The organism is Janthinobacterium sp. 61 (assembly GCF_002846335.1).
In the GTDB taxonomy this organism is placed as follows: Bacteria; Pseudomonadota; Gammaproteobacteria; order Burkholderiales; family Burkholderiaceae_D; genus Janthinobacterium.
Map to the genome: position 1 here is coordinate 1,044,813 of NZ_PJMQ01000001.1, position 16,150 is coordinate 1,060,962.

The 16,150-nt window shown below is 59.4% G+C and carries 13 protein-coding genes and 1 pseudogene; 12 read left to right on the top strand and 2 right to left on the bottom strand.

From position 1 onward, the window contains the following. Positions 1–106: 106 nt before the first annotated feature. The 6 genes from CLU92_RS04925 to CLU92_RS04950 all read left to right on the top strand — a co-directional run bounded on the left by CLU92_RS04925 (position 107) and on the right by CLU92_RS04950 (position 10,272). Positions 107–580: a hypothetical protein gene (locus CLU92_RS04925; RefSeq protein WP_101480971.1), complete on the top strand. Its 474-nt coding sequence runs from the start codon at positions 107–109 to the stop codon at positions 578–580. A gap of 14 nt (positions 581–594) precedes the next feature. Beyond that, positions 595–927: a hypothetical protein gene (locus CLU92_RS04930; protein WP_101480972.1), complete on the top strand. Its 333-nt coding sequence runs from the start codon at positions 595–597 to the stop codon at positions 925–927. Further along, positions 927–7,070, top strand: a complete 6,144-nt coding sequence (locus tag CLU92_RS04935; protein WP_101480973.1) for a phage tail length tape measure family protein — start codon at positions 927–929, stop codon at positions 7,068–7,070. Before CLU92_RS04930 ends, CLU92_RS04935 begins: the two co-directional genes overlap by 1 nt. Then, positions 7,067–8,209 carry a hypothetical protein gene (locus CLU92_RS04940; protein WP_101480974.1) on the top strand — a complete coding sequence of 381 codons (1,143 nt, stop codon included), beginning with the start codon at positions 7,067–7,069 and terminating at the stop codon, positions 8,207–8,209. Before CLU92_RS04935 ends, CLU92_RS04940 begins: the two co-directional genes overlap by 4 nt. Next, the gene (locus CLU92_RS04945; RefSeq protein WP_101480975.1) at positions 8,210–8,890 is read left to right on the top strand and encodes a hypothetical protein; all 681 of its coding nucleotides are present in this window, start codon (positions 8,210–8,212) and stop codon (positions 8,888–8,890) included. Positions 8,891–9,783: 893 nt separating this feature from the next. Then, positions 9,784–10,272 (top strand): hypothetical protein, encoded by a 489-nt coding sequence (locus tag CLU92_RS04950; protein WP_101480976.1) that lies wholly within the window; start codon positions 9,784–9,786, stop codon positions 10,270–10,272. Between the two features lie 204 nt (positions 10,273–10,476). Here the strand turns inward: CLU92_RS04950 and CLU92_RS04955 are convergent, their stop codons facing one another. Continuing rightward, a complete protein-coding gene (locus tag CLU92_RS04955) occupies positions 10,477–11,025 on the bottom strand; it encodes a hypothetical protein (RefSeq protein ID WP_101480977.1) in 549 nt (182 codons plus the stop codon). A 642-nt stretch (positions 11,026–11,667) separates the two neighbouring features. Between CLU92_RS04955 and CLU92_RS04960 the strand changes: the two genes are divergently transcribed. The 6 genes and pseudogenes from CLU92_RS04960 to CLU92_RS04990 all read left to right on the top strand — a co-directional run. Further along, positions 11,668–12,033 (top strand): putative holin, encoded by a 366-nt coding sequence (locus CLU92_RS04960; protein WP_101480978.1) that lies wholly within the window; start codon positions 11,668–11,670, stop codon positions 12,031–12,033. Continuing rightward, positions 12,030–12,290, top strand: coding sequence for a hypothetical protein (locus tag CLU92_RS04965; RefSeq protein ID WP_101480979.1), 261 nt, complete (start codon positions 12,030–12,032; stop codon positions 12,288–12,290). Before CLU92_RS04960 ends, CLU92_RS04965 begins: the two co-directional genes overlap by 4 nt. Then, positions 12,287–12,724 carry a D-Ala-D-Ala carboxypeptidase family metallohydrolase gene (locus CLU92_RS04970; RefSeq protein WP_101480980.1) on the top strand — a complete coding sequence of 146 codons (438 nt, stop codon included), beginning with the start codon at positions 12,287–12,289 and terminating at the stop codon, positions 12,722–12,724. The genes CLU92_RS04965 and CLU92_RS04970 overlap by 4 nt, the downstream gene beginning before the upstream one ends. Next, the gene (locus CLU92_RS04975) at positions 12,721–13,116 is read left to right on the top strand and encodes a hypothetical protein (RefSeq protein ID WP_101480981.1); all 396 of its coding nucleotides are present in this window, start codon (positions 12,721–12,723) and stop codon (positions 13,114–13,116) included. Before CLU92_RS04970 ends, CLU92_RS04975 begins: the two co-directional genes overlap by 4 nt. Continuing rightward, complete coding sequence (locus CLU92_RS04980) at positions 13,113–13,379, top strand: hypothetical protein (protein ID WP_101480982.1); 267 nt, start codon at positions 13,113–13,115, stop codon at positions 13,377–13,379. The genes CLU92_RS04975 and CLU92_RS04980 overlap by 4 nt, the downstream gene beginning before the upstream one ends. 1,470 nt (positions 13,380–14,849) lie before the next feature. After that, positions 14,850–15,020: pseudogene (locus CLU92_RS04990) on the top strand (DNA adenine methylase); the annotation flags it as partial. Positions 15,021–15,078: 58 nt separating this feature from the next. On the opposite strand, the gene CLU92_RS04995 reads toward CLU92_RS04990, so the two are convergent. Continuing rightward, positions 15,079–15,978: an HNH endonuclease gene (locus tag CLU92_RS04995; RefSeq protein WP_101480984.1), complete on the bottom strand. Its 900-nt coding sequence runs from the start codon at positions 15,976–15,978 to the stop codon at positions 15,079–15,081. Positions 15,979–16,150: the final 172 nt, after the last annotated feature.

The window sequence follows — 16,150 nt, forward strand, 5'->3', positions numbered from 1 at the left end:
TTTCCTTTTTGGCGCAAGCCAACCCCAGCACCGACCGGTCGCTGTCGCCTTCGTGGGCGCGGCGGCCGGCACGGGCACTTATCAAAACCCACGAAAGGCATAACCCATGAATACCACCCAAGCACCTGCAGCCCTGAACGCCGCTCAAGTCATCGCCGTCGCCGGCTTCGACATCGCCAACCTGTCCGCGCCGGCCGCGCGCGTGACCTTCGACGTGCCAGTGATCTTCGATGCCGACGGCGAGCCCGTGGCCGGCATCAAGATCGTCGGCAAGAATTCCGACGAGTACCGCAAGGAAAGCCATGCCGTGCGTGCAGAAGGCTACAAGAAGTCGGCCAAGCGCAAGACCGCAATCGACGCCTCTACCGATGAAGGCGCCGATCAGCTGGTGCACGTCATCGATGACAATCAGAAGCGCCTGGCGCTGGCCGTGACCGTCGACTGGTACGGCTTTACCAGCAATGGCGCCGCCGTGCCGTTCGACAAGGGCCTGATAGCCACGGCGTTCGACAAATTCCCGACCTGGCAAGAGCGCATCACGGCCGCCTTGGAAAACGACGCCAATTTTTTGAAGGTCTAACCCAGGCCCTGCTGTTGTACGCCGATCACCTGTTTGATCGCGCGGCAGCGGCAGGCGATGGCAACGCCAAGGGCGATCACCTGGATACCGCCCGGCAAAACCCGCTTTATCGGGCGCCCGAGGCGCAGGAGGTGCCGCAGTTGCCGCCCGAGCTGGCCTATATCTGGACCTGGTTCACCCGGCTGACCCAGAAACGCCAGTGCGGTATGGCTGTGAATGCGCTGACTAGCGCCGAGATACTGGCCTGGCAGGCGCGCCACGGCGTGCGCTTTGACCCGTTCGAAGAAGGTGTGATCGATCGCCTCGATGCGCTGTTTATTTATCACCAAAACAAGAAGGAAAAATAATGCCTGATATCGCCGAGCTTGGCCTTTCGATTGACACGCGCCAACTGGAGCAGGGAGCCGAGGCCATGGATCGCCTCGGCGTCGCCAGCGAGAGTGTCGAGAAGAAGGTCGACAGCGCGACGACGGCCATAGACAAACTTGGCAAGGCGAGCGCGGACGCCAAGGGTAAAACTGCGGAAGGTGCAGCCGCTGTCGATGCCGTGGGCGAGGCAGGCGCGCGCGTGGTCCAAAAGGTGGATGCGGCGACCGCTTCTATCGACGCGATGGGCGCCACTGCTACCCGCATCCGCACGGTATTCCTGGGCGGCAGTAACACGCTCGATGGGTTCATGGGCTCATCTATGGGCGTATGGCGTAGCAGTGAGGCCGCCGCCGCTGGGATTGATAGTCTCGGCAATGCCACCGAGCGAACTTGGAAGAAGCAGGCTGACTACAACGGTGCGATGGCCGACACGACCCGCATCATGCGGCAGGCCGCCGACGCAGCTCGGACCCTGGAAGAGTCCAATCACAGAATGCTGATGCAGCTGCAGCGCGAGATCGATACCTTCGGAATGGCACGCGGCGAACTGGAGCGCTATCGCGCCGCTGAATTGGGCTTGGGTAGCGCGGTCCAGACCAAGGCAGCGGCATTGGGCAATAGCATTGATGCCATGCATCGCGAGGAGCGGGCTGCCCGCGACGCCGCTGGCGCACAGGATCGGGCAGCAGCCGCTGGCGATCGTTTTATCAAGAGCTTACAGGACCAAGTGGCCACGCTGGGTATGACGACCCAGCAGCTACAAACCTACCGCGCGGCTCAGTTGGGTGTTTCCGACGCGGCTGCGCCGCTGATTAACAAGCTTGCCGAGACGGGTGAGGGCGCAAAAAAGGCAGGCGGCCACATGGAAGGATTTAGCTTCCAGTCGGCGAGCGCCAAACGTGAGTTGTTGGTGCTCGCGCACGAACTGAGCCAAGGACAATTCAGCCGCTTCGGCGGCTCGATGATGGTGCTGGGCGAGCAGACGGGCGCTGCGGGCTTGCTGTTTAGCGCCGCCGGTCTGGCTGCGCTAGGCCTGGCGGCCGCCATCGGCACGGTCGTTTATGCCATGGTCAAAGGCGCCGGCGAACAGCGTGAAATGAACAATGCCCTGATCTCGACCAGTAACTATGCAGGCGTGACCAGCGATAGGCTGAATGAGATGGCGCATGCGGCGACCGAGGCAGGAGGAAGTATCCGCGAGGCAAAGAAGGTCGTCACGGAGCTGGCTGGTACCGGTAAATTTACGGGCGACCAGATTGCCTATATCTCTGAGGCTGTGATTGCGCTTGAGCATGCGGGCAGTAGCTCCATTAAAAAAACCATTGCTGAATTCGAGTCACTGGCTGTGCAAATGACGGGCAATGGCGCGCGCTCCACGGAGGCAATTACCCGCGCCGCATTGAAGCTTGATGACACCTATCACTTCTTGACCATCGAGGTGTATGCGCATATCCGCGCCTTGGAAAAAGAAGGAGATCAGAAGGCTGCATCCGCCTTGGCAACGTCAGAATTTGCAAAGGCTACGAAAGACGGTGCTGAGCAGATGGCAAAAAATCTTGGGTCGGTGGCCACGGCTTGGCATTCTGTCACCGAGGCTATTGGAGAGGCAATGTCTGCGATTGGGGATTTTGCCAAGAAGGGCTCGCTATCTAAGGATGTGGATAGCTACGGTTTTCGCCTGAGTGAATTTGATCGCGAGTTAAAAGAAAGCAATGTTCGCCTGGGCCGGGCGCCGGATGCTATCTCGCCCGAAATGGATGCGACGCGTACCAAAATCGTCTTGGGATTGACCGCCGCCGTTGAAAAACTGAATATTGCCGAGGCCGAAGCTATTGGAAAAGGAAAAGAGCAGCAGGATAAATCCGCAATGCTGCACGATCTGCAGCGTATGCAGGCGGCTGACGACAAGCGCAAAGAAGAAGCCCTTGGTCGCCTCAACGTCGAGTTGGAGAAGAATCTAAAGACAGAGGAGAAGATTCGCGCCTCAAAAACCAATGACCCGCTTCTTTTGGCAATGATTGCCCCAGATGCCATAGAGGCGCGCCGCCTTGCGACTATCAAGGAATATTCCAAGAAGCCGACCGCCGCCAAGGTTGATCAGGCCGAAAACACGGCGATGGCCGACCATCTAGCCCGTATCCAAGACGATGTAAATGCCGAAAAGGCCAACATCGATCTGCTTACCAAGATGAATGAAATGTTCCACAAGGCCGGCCGTTTGGGCGATGAGGAATATTTCAAGAACAAGCGCGACTATGCCCAGGCCACAGCAGCCGAAGAGATCAATGGCTACACAGTTCAGATCGCCGCATTGCGCGCGCATCACAGTGCCACCGCCGCCGAGGCCGCGAAGCACGCCAAGCAGATTAATGACCTGACAGGCAAGCGCGCAGCCGCTGAAGCTCAGGCTGATAAGGCAACCCAATTGCTCGACACAGAAGAGATGTTGCGCAAGGACGCCCTTGGCGAGGCGGCAGTGAAGGCGACAAATAAGGAAGTCAATGCGATCAATGCCCAAATTGCCGCAGTGGAAGAGCAAATCCGCGCCTACGGCATGCTTCCGGCGCAAAAGACAGCTCTGGCTGTCGCCGACCTTGAAGAGCAAAAAGCCGCGCTGGCAGGGTTTGAGAACAACGATAAAGTTATCGATGGCATTAATCGCAAGATCGAAGCGATGAAACGCCTTGGCATCGTCCAAGGCAAGGCTTCGACGCAAGAGCAGGGCGGCGACGTGGCCAAGGCCAAAGAGTTGCTGGATATCCTGACGGCTGTCGACACCGCAACGAAGTCGGCAGCGCAAGGCATGGCGGCGTCGTTCGGCGCGGTCGGCACTGCCATTGGCGGACTGACGACAGCATTGTCCGGCTATGCCGTGCAGCAGCAGGCTATCGCTGCCCAGTTGGCCGCTGCGACTAAAGATGCCTATGGTGACCCGACCAAAGTCGCCAAGGCCCAGGCTGCTGCGGCCCAGCAGGGTGCCCAAGCGCAAATCAAGTCCTATGGCGACATGGCCGGCGCAGCCAAAGGATTCTTCAAGGAAAACACCGCAGGCTATCGAGCAATGGAAGGTGCTGAAAAAGCCTATCGCGCCGTCGAAATGGCTATGGCGATTGAATCAATGGTGAAAAAACTGTTCACCGTTACCGCCGTCACGACTGCCACGGTGGGTGGCGAGGCTGCGAAAGCGGCGGCGGTGCAGGCTGGCGTGGCCACGCAACTGGCTGCCGATACCGTCAAAGGCACGTCCGCAGCAGCGGTGGCAGTGGCAACCCAGGCGCAGGGCGATCCTTACAGTGCCTGGATTCGCATGGCTGCAATGGCGGCCGCGATGGCGGCCCTGGGCTTCGCCGTCTCTGGCGGTGGCGGATCGGATACGACGGCCAAGGACCGCCAGGCCGCCACCGGCACCGGTTCTATCTTGGGCGACTCGTCCGCAAAGTCGGAATCGATCGCGCACAGCCTGGCCATCATGGAGAAGAACTCCGGGCTGGGCCTAGCGCACACCATTTCGATGGACTCGTCCCTCAAGCAGATGGTGGCCGGCATCGGTAACTTGTCCGGCCTGTTGGCGCGCTCCGGTGTGACTACTGCTGGCGGCGGCGCCGCGGCTGGCGTGCAAACCGGCACGACCACGCTGGGCGGCAGCCTGGGCATGGCCGCTGGCACGCTGGCGGGTGGCGTCGGTGGCGCTGCACTCGGCACATACCTGGGAATGGGTATGGCGGCCATTGGCGGCCCGCTAGGCTTGGCCGTTGGGTCTGTGCTCGGTTCGGTGCTCGGTGGCGTTGTGTCGAAACTGTTCAATACATCGACATCGATTAAGGACCAAGGCATCACCGGCAAGGCCATGTCACTAGGGAATGTGGACGAGCTGGGCTTCATTGCTCAGGCCTACGCAGACGTCAATACGAAGAAAAAGGTGTTCGGCATCAGCTACAGCAGCAAGGACAGCACGCAAACCGCTGCGCTGTCAGACGAAATGAACGACCAGTTCAGCATGATCATCAGCAGTATGGGGCAGACCATCCGCAGCGCGGCCGACGTGCTGGGCTTGGGCGGCGATGCGTTCAATGCAAAGCTGAACACCTTCGTGGTCGACTTGGGCAAGATCAGCTTGAAAGACCTGAAGGGCGAAGAGCAGCAGAAAGCGCTGGAAACGGCGTTTTCCAAGCTTGGCGACGACATGGCCAAGTTCGGTGTGGCAGGCCTGCAGCAGTATCAAGCTGTAGGTGAGGGCTACCTGGAAACCTTGGCGCGTGTTGCCAATGATTACATGCAGGTGACCGACGTGCTGGCCGTGCTGGGCAAGTCGTTCAATACCACCGGCCTGGGGGCGGTGGCGCTGAGTGAAAGCCTGATCGCTGCGGCCGGCGATCTCGAAAAGCTGACCAGTGGCACCAGCTATTTCGTCGAGAACTTCCTGACGGAAGCGGAGCGCATGGCTCCGATTACCAAGTCGGTGAACGACGCCATGGGCAAGCTGGGGCAGTCGGGCGTGTCCACGGTCGAGCAGTTTAAGGCCCTGGTGTTGGCGCAGGACATGAACACGGCCGCTGGCCAGGCCATGTATGCGCAGCTGATTGCCATCGCGGAGCCGTTCAAGAAGGCGGCCGATTACGCGGCTGAGCTGGCGGCGGCCACTGGCGACTTTGCTGCAGTAGCAAAGACGGCCAGCGAAATCGCCAGCGAGCGGCGCGACCTGCAATCGCAGTATGACGAGCTGACCATGACGTCGATTCAGCTGCGCGAGAAAGAGCGTGCCGCCATTGCCGTCAGCAATCTGGCCCTGTACGACAGCGTGATTGCTCTCAAGGACAAAAAATCGGCAGAGGAAGCGGCGACGGCGGCAACGCAGGCGGCAGCCGCTGCTGCCTCGGGCCTGTTATCGGCGGTCGATGCGGCATTTGCCACACTGCAAACCGTGGTCGGCCGTGAGAAGACGGCGCTGGCCAAGGCGAATGAGATCGCGGCAAAGGCGATGCAGATCCGGATCGACAACGAAACGGCGGCGCTGGCGAAGCACAAGTCGCTGCGCGATGCGCTCAAGTCGAGTCTCGACCAAATGAACGTGTCGGGCACGATGGAGGATATGGGCCGTGCCAGCGCTCAGGCGCAGATCGCGGCAGTCCTGGCCAGCGTCAAGGCTGGCGGCGCGCTGCCTGATGCCGACACGCTGAAAGATGCGCTGTCAAGCGTGACGAAGGATGCTAGCGACAAGTTCGCCACCTACGACGACTACCTGGTCGATTTCTACAGGACGCAGAACGACATCGCGGCATTGGGGAAATTGACTGATTTCTCGCTGTCGGTCGAGCAGAAAACGCTGGATCTGCTTCAGGCGCAGAAAGATGCCAGCCAAGTGGCCTACGAGGCGGAAGTGGCGCGCCTGGACGGTATCCTGGAAACGGCGCGCTCGCAGATCGATGTGCTCAAGGGCATCGATACCACCTCGCTGTCGATCCTGCAGGCGATAGCAGGCCTGGCCAGTGCGATGACGGCAGCGCAGGCCAATTCGAGTGTGGGCGCATTGGCGGGCATCAACAATGCCTACCAGGCTGCGCTGGGCCGTGCGCCTGAAAAAGCTGGCATGGACTACTGGGGCGGCCTGGCCAACAGCGGCACGTCGATAGGCGATATCGTTTCCGGCATCAAGAATTCGCCAGAGGCGCAGGCGCAGGCACTCTACAAATCGGTGATGGGGCGAGCAGGCGACGCGGCCGGCATTGATTACTGGACCAATGTACTTGCCGGTGGCTCGTCCATCGACCAGGTGCGGGCCGCGATGATGGGCAGCGCCGAGTACCAGAAATTGCATTCGTTTGATGTGGGCACTAATTACTTGCCATCCGACATGCTTGCCCAGGTACACGAGGGTGAACGCATCATTCCCGCCGCCGACAACCGCGAGTTGATGGCGCGCCTGAGCAGCCCGGCGTCGAACAACGACGCGCTGGCTGCTGAGGTGCGTGAGCTGCGCCGCGAGAACAGGGAGATGCGCGCGATGATGGAGTCGCATCTGTACGCCATCGCCAAAAACACGCTCAACGCGGCCGACTCGCTAGAAGGCGCCGCGAATGGCGACATGCCGCTGACCACCAAGAAAGTTGAGGAGACTGCATGATTATTCTGGACCCGATTGCCGTGTCCGACGCTGGTGTATTTGTCAGCTCAAACGTGCCGGAGGACGACTACCCGGCGCAGAGCCTGACGAAAGTGTATGTGGCCGGCGAGCGCGTGATTGATCCTGCCACGCACACGGTTTCCGAATCGAAGGTTGGCGTGAGCAGCGCCGTCACCGTGTCCATCGCCTCGCCAGGCATCGTCACATGGGTGGCGCATGGGCAGGCAGCCGGCACGCCGGTGTCGTTTGGCACGACCGGCGCGTTGCCGACAGGCCTGATGGCTGGCGCCACCTATTACGTGCTGAATCCGGCCGTCAATACCTTCAACCTCAGCGCGACGGTGGGCGGCGCTGCCATCGCGCTGACGGGCAGCCAATCAGGTGTGCACACCGCCAGCGCGGGCCTGAACGTCAACAAACCACTGAGCGACACGACGTACTGGCTGCTGAAAGGTGCAACAAATCGCTGGAAAATGGTCGACGCCTACAACAACACGCAGACCGAGCGCGCCGAATCTATCGTGCTCACACTCAAACCGCATGCCATCGCGCAGGGCATTTACCTGGGCAATCTGGACGCGGCAGAGGTGGTTATCACGTCCACCGATCCGGCGGCCGGCGTGGTCTACCAGCAGGCATTCAGCCTGATCGTGTCGAGTTCCGGCAGCAGCATGTATCGCTGGCTGTTTAACCGGCGGCGCCGCAGGACGAGTTTTCTGGCGCTCGATCTGCCCCTGTATTACAACGCGGCAGTGACGATTGCCATCAACAACCCCGGCGGCATTGCCAAATGCGGCATGTGTTGCATCGGGCCTATCGAAGAAATTGGCGGCACGGAATATGGCCTGGGCCGGGATTTCAAGGATTGGTCGACGACGAAATTCAATTTCGACGGTACCAGCGAGACCACGGAGAGGGGCTTTTCCAAGCGCATGTCGCTCGATCTGATCATCGATAACGACCAGATCGAGTATGCGCATGAGCGCATGGAGGGGCTGCGGCAGAAAACCATTGTCTACATCGGTGCCACTGTATATGGCGGTTTTACGGTCGTTTGCGGCAAATTTTCGTCGCTCAAGAGCGTTATCGCAGGCGTCACACATTCAAAAATGGCGATGCAAATTGAAGGAACAGTGTAAATGATCACAAAATTGATGGATGGCCTGCCGAATCAGTCGATGGCACAGGGGCCATTTGACGAGGCGGTAGCCAAATACATGGCCGATCTGCCCCTACGAGGCGCGGAGGAAAACGCCCTGTTGGCGGATGTGAGTACCAAACAGGCGCTGGCGAGCGATGCGGCCGTCAGTGCCACGGCTTCGGCCAGCACTGCCAAGGCATCTGCCGATGCCGCCGTGTTGGCCTCTGGCGTGAGCGAGTGGGTCGGCGGTACGACTTACGCAAGGGGCGTGTCGGCCTGGAGTCCCGTCACTTTCCAGACCTACCGCCGCAAAACGGCGGGTGCGGGAGCGCTCGATCCATCGCTGGACCCTGCAAACTGGCAGGCTTTGGCGAGGCAATCGACGTTCACGCCGGTAGCAGTAGCTGCGCTGAACATTGACCTCTCCCTGGGCAGCTATTTCACCAAAACTGTGACAGCTAGTTCGACATTCACTTTCTCGAATGTACCTGCCGGTGGCTCCAGCTTCCTCCTGAAAATACGGCTCGATGGTGGCAGCATCGCTTTGCCTGCATCTGTGCGCCCCGCCAATGGCTCGATACCGCCGCTTACCTTGGGTAAAACCCATCGGCTGATGTTCGAGTCCGACGATGGCGGCGCGACGTGGGCGCTGGTAGTTGCCCCCAATTTTGCTAATTAAGAGGTAGGTATGGACACAACAGTATTTCGCGTGGCGATGGGCGCGGCTGGCTCGACCACAGTTCCGGGGCAGCAGGCATTTACCGTCCCGGGCACTTACAGCCTCACCGTTGCGCGTGACACCTACCTACTGAGCGTCGTCCTGATTGGCGGTGCCTCTGCCGCTACCGTCCCGTTTAGCACGACGGAGTTTGGCCTCGGGGGCAATGGCGGCAGCCTGCGATGGATTAAGGACCTGCCTGTTACGCCGGGCGAGGTTTTGACGGTGGTAGTCGGCAAGGGTGGAGCACCAGGTATCTCTGGTGAGAGCTCATTCCTAAAGCGCGGTACGTTAAATCTCTTGGTCGCCGCAGGAGGCAATCGGACTGATTCAACCCCATTTGGTCCAGGCCCGTACGGAGGCGTAGTAGGCGGCGGAAATGGCGGACCTGGCGGCATACTAGGGAGCCATCAGAATGGACCACGTGGCGGGGGTGGTGGCGGTGCTGGGGGTTATTCTGGCGATGGCGGGAAAGGGGCATCAGCACCGAGTACCTACGCCACCAATGGTAGTGGGGGGGGCGGTGGTGGTGGCGGATGGGGCGGGCAGGGCGCAGGGGCTAGTGGCGGCGGTGGTGTTGGGCTGCTTGGGGAGGGTGTGAGCGGAGTCGGTAACGACGTTTCGGGCGGCACTGGCGGATCAGGCGGGGCGGCAGGCTCCAGCGCTACCTATAGCGGCGCGTATAACACTAGCGGCGTGGGAGGCACATATGGTGGGGCTTCAGGCGGTGCAGGCAGCCCGGTAACCATGAACTACGCTAGCGTAGGCCCGTCCTCTGGCGGGGCCGGTCGAGTCATTTGGGGTCCTGGCCGCTCGTATCCATCAACAAGAACAGCAGACGAGTAAGGAAGACCATGTTTTATCAGCCAGCAACAAGCACTATTTTTACAGACCACAGCGCGATTCGTCGCGTCCTGACAAACGTTCTGTTCCCAGACGCGATCACCGACGACATGCTCGAATATCACGGCATCGTGACGTTGGGAGGCAGCGCGCCTACCGTCGCTCCCGGGCAGATAGCCGAATGCGGCGCCGTGGAGATGGTCGGGGGCGTGTGGACGATGACCTGGACGGTGCGCGTGGAAACGCAGGATGAGAATCGGGCACGAGTGCCGCAAAAAGTCAGCCGCCGGAAGGGCCGCCTGGCGCTGCTGCTGGCAGGCAAACTTGACCAGGTGCCGCTAGTTATCGCTGCCATCGAGGACGAGACAAAGCGGCGCCTGGCGCAGATCGAATGGGATGATGCGCAGGACTACGAGCGGTGGCACCCGCTGGTGGTGCTGATAGGGGCCGCCCTGGATCTGGATCTCGACGCGCTGTTCATCCACGCGGACACGCTGTAAAGCGCCTCAGCCTCCTGGCCGTCTGGCTGGCCTGCATTGGCGCGGCCGTGCTCACGCTGCTGCGCATGCTCTGGTCGATTCTGTCGAATCCGGCCAAAGCGCTGCGCATCGTCGTGGCGCTGGACCGGGCGGGCAATGCCGCCGCCAATGGTGTCGAAACCGAAACGCTCAGCAGCCGCGACAACCGGGCGCGCGCCGAGAGTATCAGCCCTCGCCCGCCGCTGCCGCTGCCGGACAATCGAAGTTGGCCAGCAGGTCTGCGATGTAGCCGGTCTTGGCGCACTCCATGGCCACCTCGGTTATTAGGGTGCGAAATTCGGCCAGGTCGCCCAGGCCTTCTCGCACAATAGGCACCGGTGTATGTCGGTCAACGATACGCCCGCACACGTTGACGATTTTGGTCGGCCGGGCTACCCAATCCGCGTGCGCGATGAATTTATCGCGCTTGAACATCACCAGGTCGTGAAGCGGCATGCGGTTTGCCAACGCGTCGATCTTACTGGCGACGATGCAACGATCAGCGTCTCCCTTTGATTGACTGTACTTATAAGGGCGGCAGTAAGCCACAATGGCCGCAATGAGCAACCCCTCACAATGGTCAAAAAACTCACTGGTGCCGCGATCTTGCTGCAGCCGATCCAGTTCGTCGTGGGCATCTAAATAGCGCAAGGCGTCCTGCATGTCACGCACGGCAAGCGCCAGGCGATTGGTGGAAGGGTCTTGCTTGATACCCTGAGGCTGGTCATTGTTCATAAAGTCTCCGATAAATAAACGGTACTGGCTCTTGCCACCCACATAATGCTCGTTCCACGGGTGTCAGTCACTAGTAAAGCAACTACTCGCACTCAGCTTCGTGTTTTCACACACGCCAACCCGGTTTTACGTTCCGTTGCTTCTGGAACCCCAGCCTGCTGACTCTGTGAACAGGGCACTCCTCGGAGTGCCCTTTGTCTTTTCTACTGCGGTAATTCCTCCGAACACTGCGCCAGGGCGAAAAATTAGTCATTTTGAGTAGCTTAGCTGGCCAGCGGCAGTGCGTGTGTGAAAACACGAGGATTGGGCCTTTCCTGGGAGTTCTTCATTACGCTGGCCTACCGCCACGCCCGTGCAGGGCAACAAACCTGCTTGGCGATGGGGCATGGCCTCGTGTTTTTACACACGCTCTCGGCGGGAGTTACTCAAATTGAGTAATTCCCGCCATGCAATTATTAGTCATTTTGAGTAAGTGGGATTCGTGTACACGCTAGGCGCTGGGGTTGCGTCCTATGCCGCTGGCTCGACTGGCTGGACCCGCATCATTGCCGCGATTCTGCTGGCACGTAGCTGTTGTAGACATTCCTCCCCAAACAACCCGCTTCTGCGGGTTTTTGCATTTCCACCGCCTGAAAGGCATCCATGACTGAACCCGCAACAATTACCGCCGCCGGCGGCGCACTCGCCCTTGGCACCGTGACCTTGACAGGCTCGATTCTCGGGCTGGAATACGACGTGCTGCTTGTCGGCCTGGCTGGCGGCCTAGTCGCGCTGTCGATGGTCGACCAGACCAGCCGCCTGAAAATGGTCATTTCCGTCATGACCAGCGCCCTGGTGGCCGGCTATGTCGGCCCCATCGCGCATGCTGGCGCACTGGAGTACTTCCCTTGGACGGCGAAATCGGCCGATGCTGTGCGCTGGTTCTGCGCATTCGCCGCTGGCGTCTCGGCGCAAACCATCGTACCGCTGGCCTTGGGCTGGCTCAAAAAACGTGGAGGCGCACAATGAGCATGCTCACCCTGAACTGGCTGGCCGGCATCGTTCTGCTGGCCCACTCTCTGTGCGTGCTCAATCGCATGCACCGCCGCAGCAACCATCTGTACCGCTTGTTCTACGTGCTGTTGGGCGTGGGCGCCGTTGCCTTGCTGACCGGCCCGTTGTACGGCTACACGCAGCCGCCAGCTGGCGAGGTGCTACTGAATGCAGGTATGGCGGGCGTGGTCATGGTCGGCTGGTTTGCTAAAAATCGGAGGGCTGTGCCATGAAATTAACCGAACACTTCAGCCTGGCCGAGCTGGTCGCCTCGCAAGTGGCTACCCGCAAGGGCATCGACAACGCGCCGGGCCCGGCCGTCATCGCCAACCTCACGCGCCTGGCCGCGCTGCTCGAACAGGTGCGCGCGCTGGTCGGCGGCCCGATCACCGTTTCCAGTGGCTACCGCTCGCCGGCGCTGAACCGTGCCGTGGGCGGCGCAGCCAGCAGCGCCCACGTGCTGGGCCTGGCCGCCGACATCAGCACCAACAAGCTGGCACCGAAAGCGCTGGCCCTGCTGATCCGGCAAAGCGGCATTATCTACGACCAACTGATCTACGAGGGCACGTGGGTGCACATCGCGCTGTCGGCCGGCGCGCCGCGGCGCCAGGTGCTGACGGCCAAGTTTGTCGGCGGCAGCGTCAGCTACGTGTCGGGCATCGTATGAGCTCCCTTGGCACGCTGGCTGCTGGTGCAGTCAGCGGAATCTGGAAGGTGGCGGCCGTGCTGCTGGCCACCGCGCTGCTGCTGGTGGCCAGCTCCACTGGCACGGGCTGGTGGCTGGCCGCCGGCGACCGTGACGCCGCGCGCGCCGCGTTGGTGCTGGAGCAAGGCGTTAGCGCGGAGCTGCGCAGCTCGATCACCGAGCAAAACCACGCCATAGATGGCATGGCCAAGGCAACCCTGGCAGCGCAGGAGCGCGGCGCAGCGGCGCAGGCGGCCTCCGCTGTCAAGGGCAAGAAGTACGACTCAGCCCTGGCGCAGATCGCTAGCGCGCGAGCCAATACCTGCGACGAGGCTATGCCGGCCGTCAGACTGCTGCTGGAGGGCGTGCGATGAAATGGATGCTTGTATTGGTGCTGGCCGGCTGCAGCAGCGCGCCGATGATGCCGCAGAGGGTCGAAGTTCCCGTCTTTACACCATGTGTAAAGGTGGTGCCGAAGCGGCCGGCCTATGAGTTCGACCAGTTGGCGCCAGCGGCAACGGATGGGGAGATCGTCCTGGCGCTGGCGCGGGACTGGCCGCGCGGGCGGAAGTACGAAGGGGAGTTGGAGGCGGTAATTGCGGGCTGCATTCCGCCAGATGAAAAAACAGAGCGCTGATTGTCGCAGCGCCTGTGCACGCGTTCCTAACTGCGCGATAGAAAAAACGCAGACTCCGCTGGCCAAGAACTGGTTTTGCCATCTTCTGGCACAAGAGCAACCATCGCGCCAGTTTCTATAAGTTGGCATGCGAGTGCCGAAGCCTCAATCGTTGCACCTCGTTCCGTTTTGAATACACTAGGCGTTGGAATTTCTATAATCGGAGAGTACTGGATGCCCGCGTGAGCACTCAGCAGTATCATCCCCTGATACATTCCGTTCGCCTTTCTGTAACTAACTATTTGGTACTCGTATTCACCATGTTGCATTTTTCGATCGGTCTCCATGGGCTTTTCCATCAAGTCGGATGACAGTGAATAGATTCGCAGAGCTATATTTTAGTTCTAATGTCGATAGTTGGAAACTGCTGTTTTGCAAACATTTCCAAATTGATTTATTACAAAAAATCGTTGTAGGAGTGGCATGTGTGCTGGCTGAACTCTCAGCCGTAAATAGCAAATCGAGAATCGCTTCGGTATCCTATTTCCTCAACTTGAACTTTCACCCGAGGCATGACCTGGCTACATGGCGCCAATCCTGGCCAGCTCGCTCGAGGCGCACCGCGAGATGAATGTTGCCCCGGCCATGTTCGGCATGGTGACTCATTGGGCCCACCGCAAGTTGGCTCGTGGAACCTGCATTGCCCGCTCTGGTGTGGTAGGTCAGCAGTCCTTCCCTCTGTGCAACCCCATGAGGCGTTGCAACCGATTCCACTGACAGACTACTTCCAGGAGTGGTCGCGCGAAGTATTCAAACCTTGATCCTGCGTACGGAGGAAGTGGCTGCAACGGGCCGAGCATGTTAGGCGTTCGTAAAAGGCAATGCTTTTGGAGTATGAAGGACGGTGGATCCGGCCAGATGCGTACTCTTGAAAACTGGCAATCTATGGGTTTGCCTACGGTGACTCCGGCGAGCTCTGAGCATCGTCTTGCGGGAGAAGTACGCTGATCGCACCAGTGTGTATCAGTTGAAACGCTAACGCTGAGGCTTCAATTCGCGCGGCATGATCCGATTTGAAGGTGGTGGGAGTCGGAATTTTAACGTGAGGAACGAGCGCTTTTCCCGAGAGTGCAGTAAATAAAATCAGTCCGCGAAAGGTGCCTTCTGCCGTTAGGTACGCATTTAACTGATAATCGTAGCCGTTTAGGTGGTTCAGTTTCGCCGTCTCCATACGACCTTTTGATTGTGTTGTGATGGCGACATGAGCCGGGATGAGGTCAGCGGTAATTATATGTCATCGGTTTCCCTTTCATTTAGTGTACAAATGATATAAGTCAAGTACAGCTAAAATGAATTAGTAGAAGCAGAGCGCTGATTGTCGCTGCATCAACAGCGGCAATCAGCCTCGGCACGCTGGCTAGGCCAGTGAACCAAGTAGGCTCGTGCTACCTCGGGGAGGTAATTCGACTCTAACACTAGGAGGTTCACATTTTGGCTTTTCCCATCATCCCCTGGATCGGAGGCAAGCGACGCCTGGCCGACCGCATCATTCCGCAATTTCCGCCGCATACCTGCTACATTGAGGTCTTTGCCGGCGGCGCCGCGCTGTACTTCATGCGGCCGCCGGCGGAAATCGAGGTGCTGAACGACGTTAACGGCGAGCAAACGCGCAGTACAGAAGTACGGCCCGATAGCTTACGCCAGGCGCCCCTCTAACTAGTCAGCCAGTGTCGGTCGGAGCGGAGGCTTGTGCAACATATTCTTCATTGGTTATGAGGTCGTGCGTGTAGACGAAACGAGGACCATCCACGGCGAGTGTCTTGAAATGAACTCTGAATGCTAGCTGACCAAGCAAGCGGATTTGCACTATCGCGTACGGGCTGTTCCCCTCGAAGAGTAACCCATGAAATGCCTTTGCCTCTGGGGCATGGAGCCTCTCAACAATGATGTGCGTTTGATCAATTGGGTCACCCTGTAAAGCTCTGCGTGCAGCTACTAGGGCCGGTGCGTCCTGAAAAATTGCCGTGCTCAAATGGAGAGCCAAGAATTCATATGCCGTCTTTAGCGGGGCTGCGAGGTTCAATAGGGGGCCGTCAAGCGCTGGCTTAATGTTTTCAATGCCCCACTTCACAATCTCAATTTTTTCGGAAAGTGCTATGCGAGTGTTTTCAGGCGCTTGCTCGAAGAGGCTCAGCGCCTCCGATATTTCAGCGGCATGGCGACCATCACGCTCAAACATTCGCCGAATGGAATGCGCTGCAATCGGCGTGGGTAGTATCAGTGAATTCTCAGAAATTTTCGCGGCTTGGACCACGAACTCCCCATCTTTAATTCGGCCGCGAGATGAGCCTCCGGGCCCAGAGGACAGGAACGTCTGGCCCTTAAACAATCGGGCCGCCAAATGTGGCACGTTGTCGGCAAGGCTCCTGGCTAAGAGCTGAATCGTTGGGTCAGCCTTTGCATCTCCCTCAATTTTGTGGCCGAGCCTCGAATTGCAGCCCGCGCAAAGAAAATTGCATGTCAGACGACCACCGAGTGCGGCCGGAATGATGTGCTCTTCAGTGAAATTAGCCCCACCAAGGCAAATAATGCACTGCGTGGCTTCCCAAGGGACTTTCATCGTGGATTGCTCCTTGTAATGAAGGCTAATGTGACAGGGTCAGATATTGCGTCACAGGTGGAATTCATCTATGACTTCCCGCTCGCGGAAGTTGCCAACTTGGCAGGCTGCCGGCGCCGCTACGAGACTTGATGTGCCTCTCTTGAGGCGGTCCGGCAATGGCGTGCCGCCA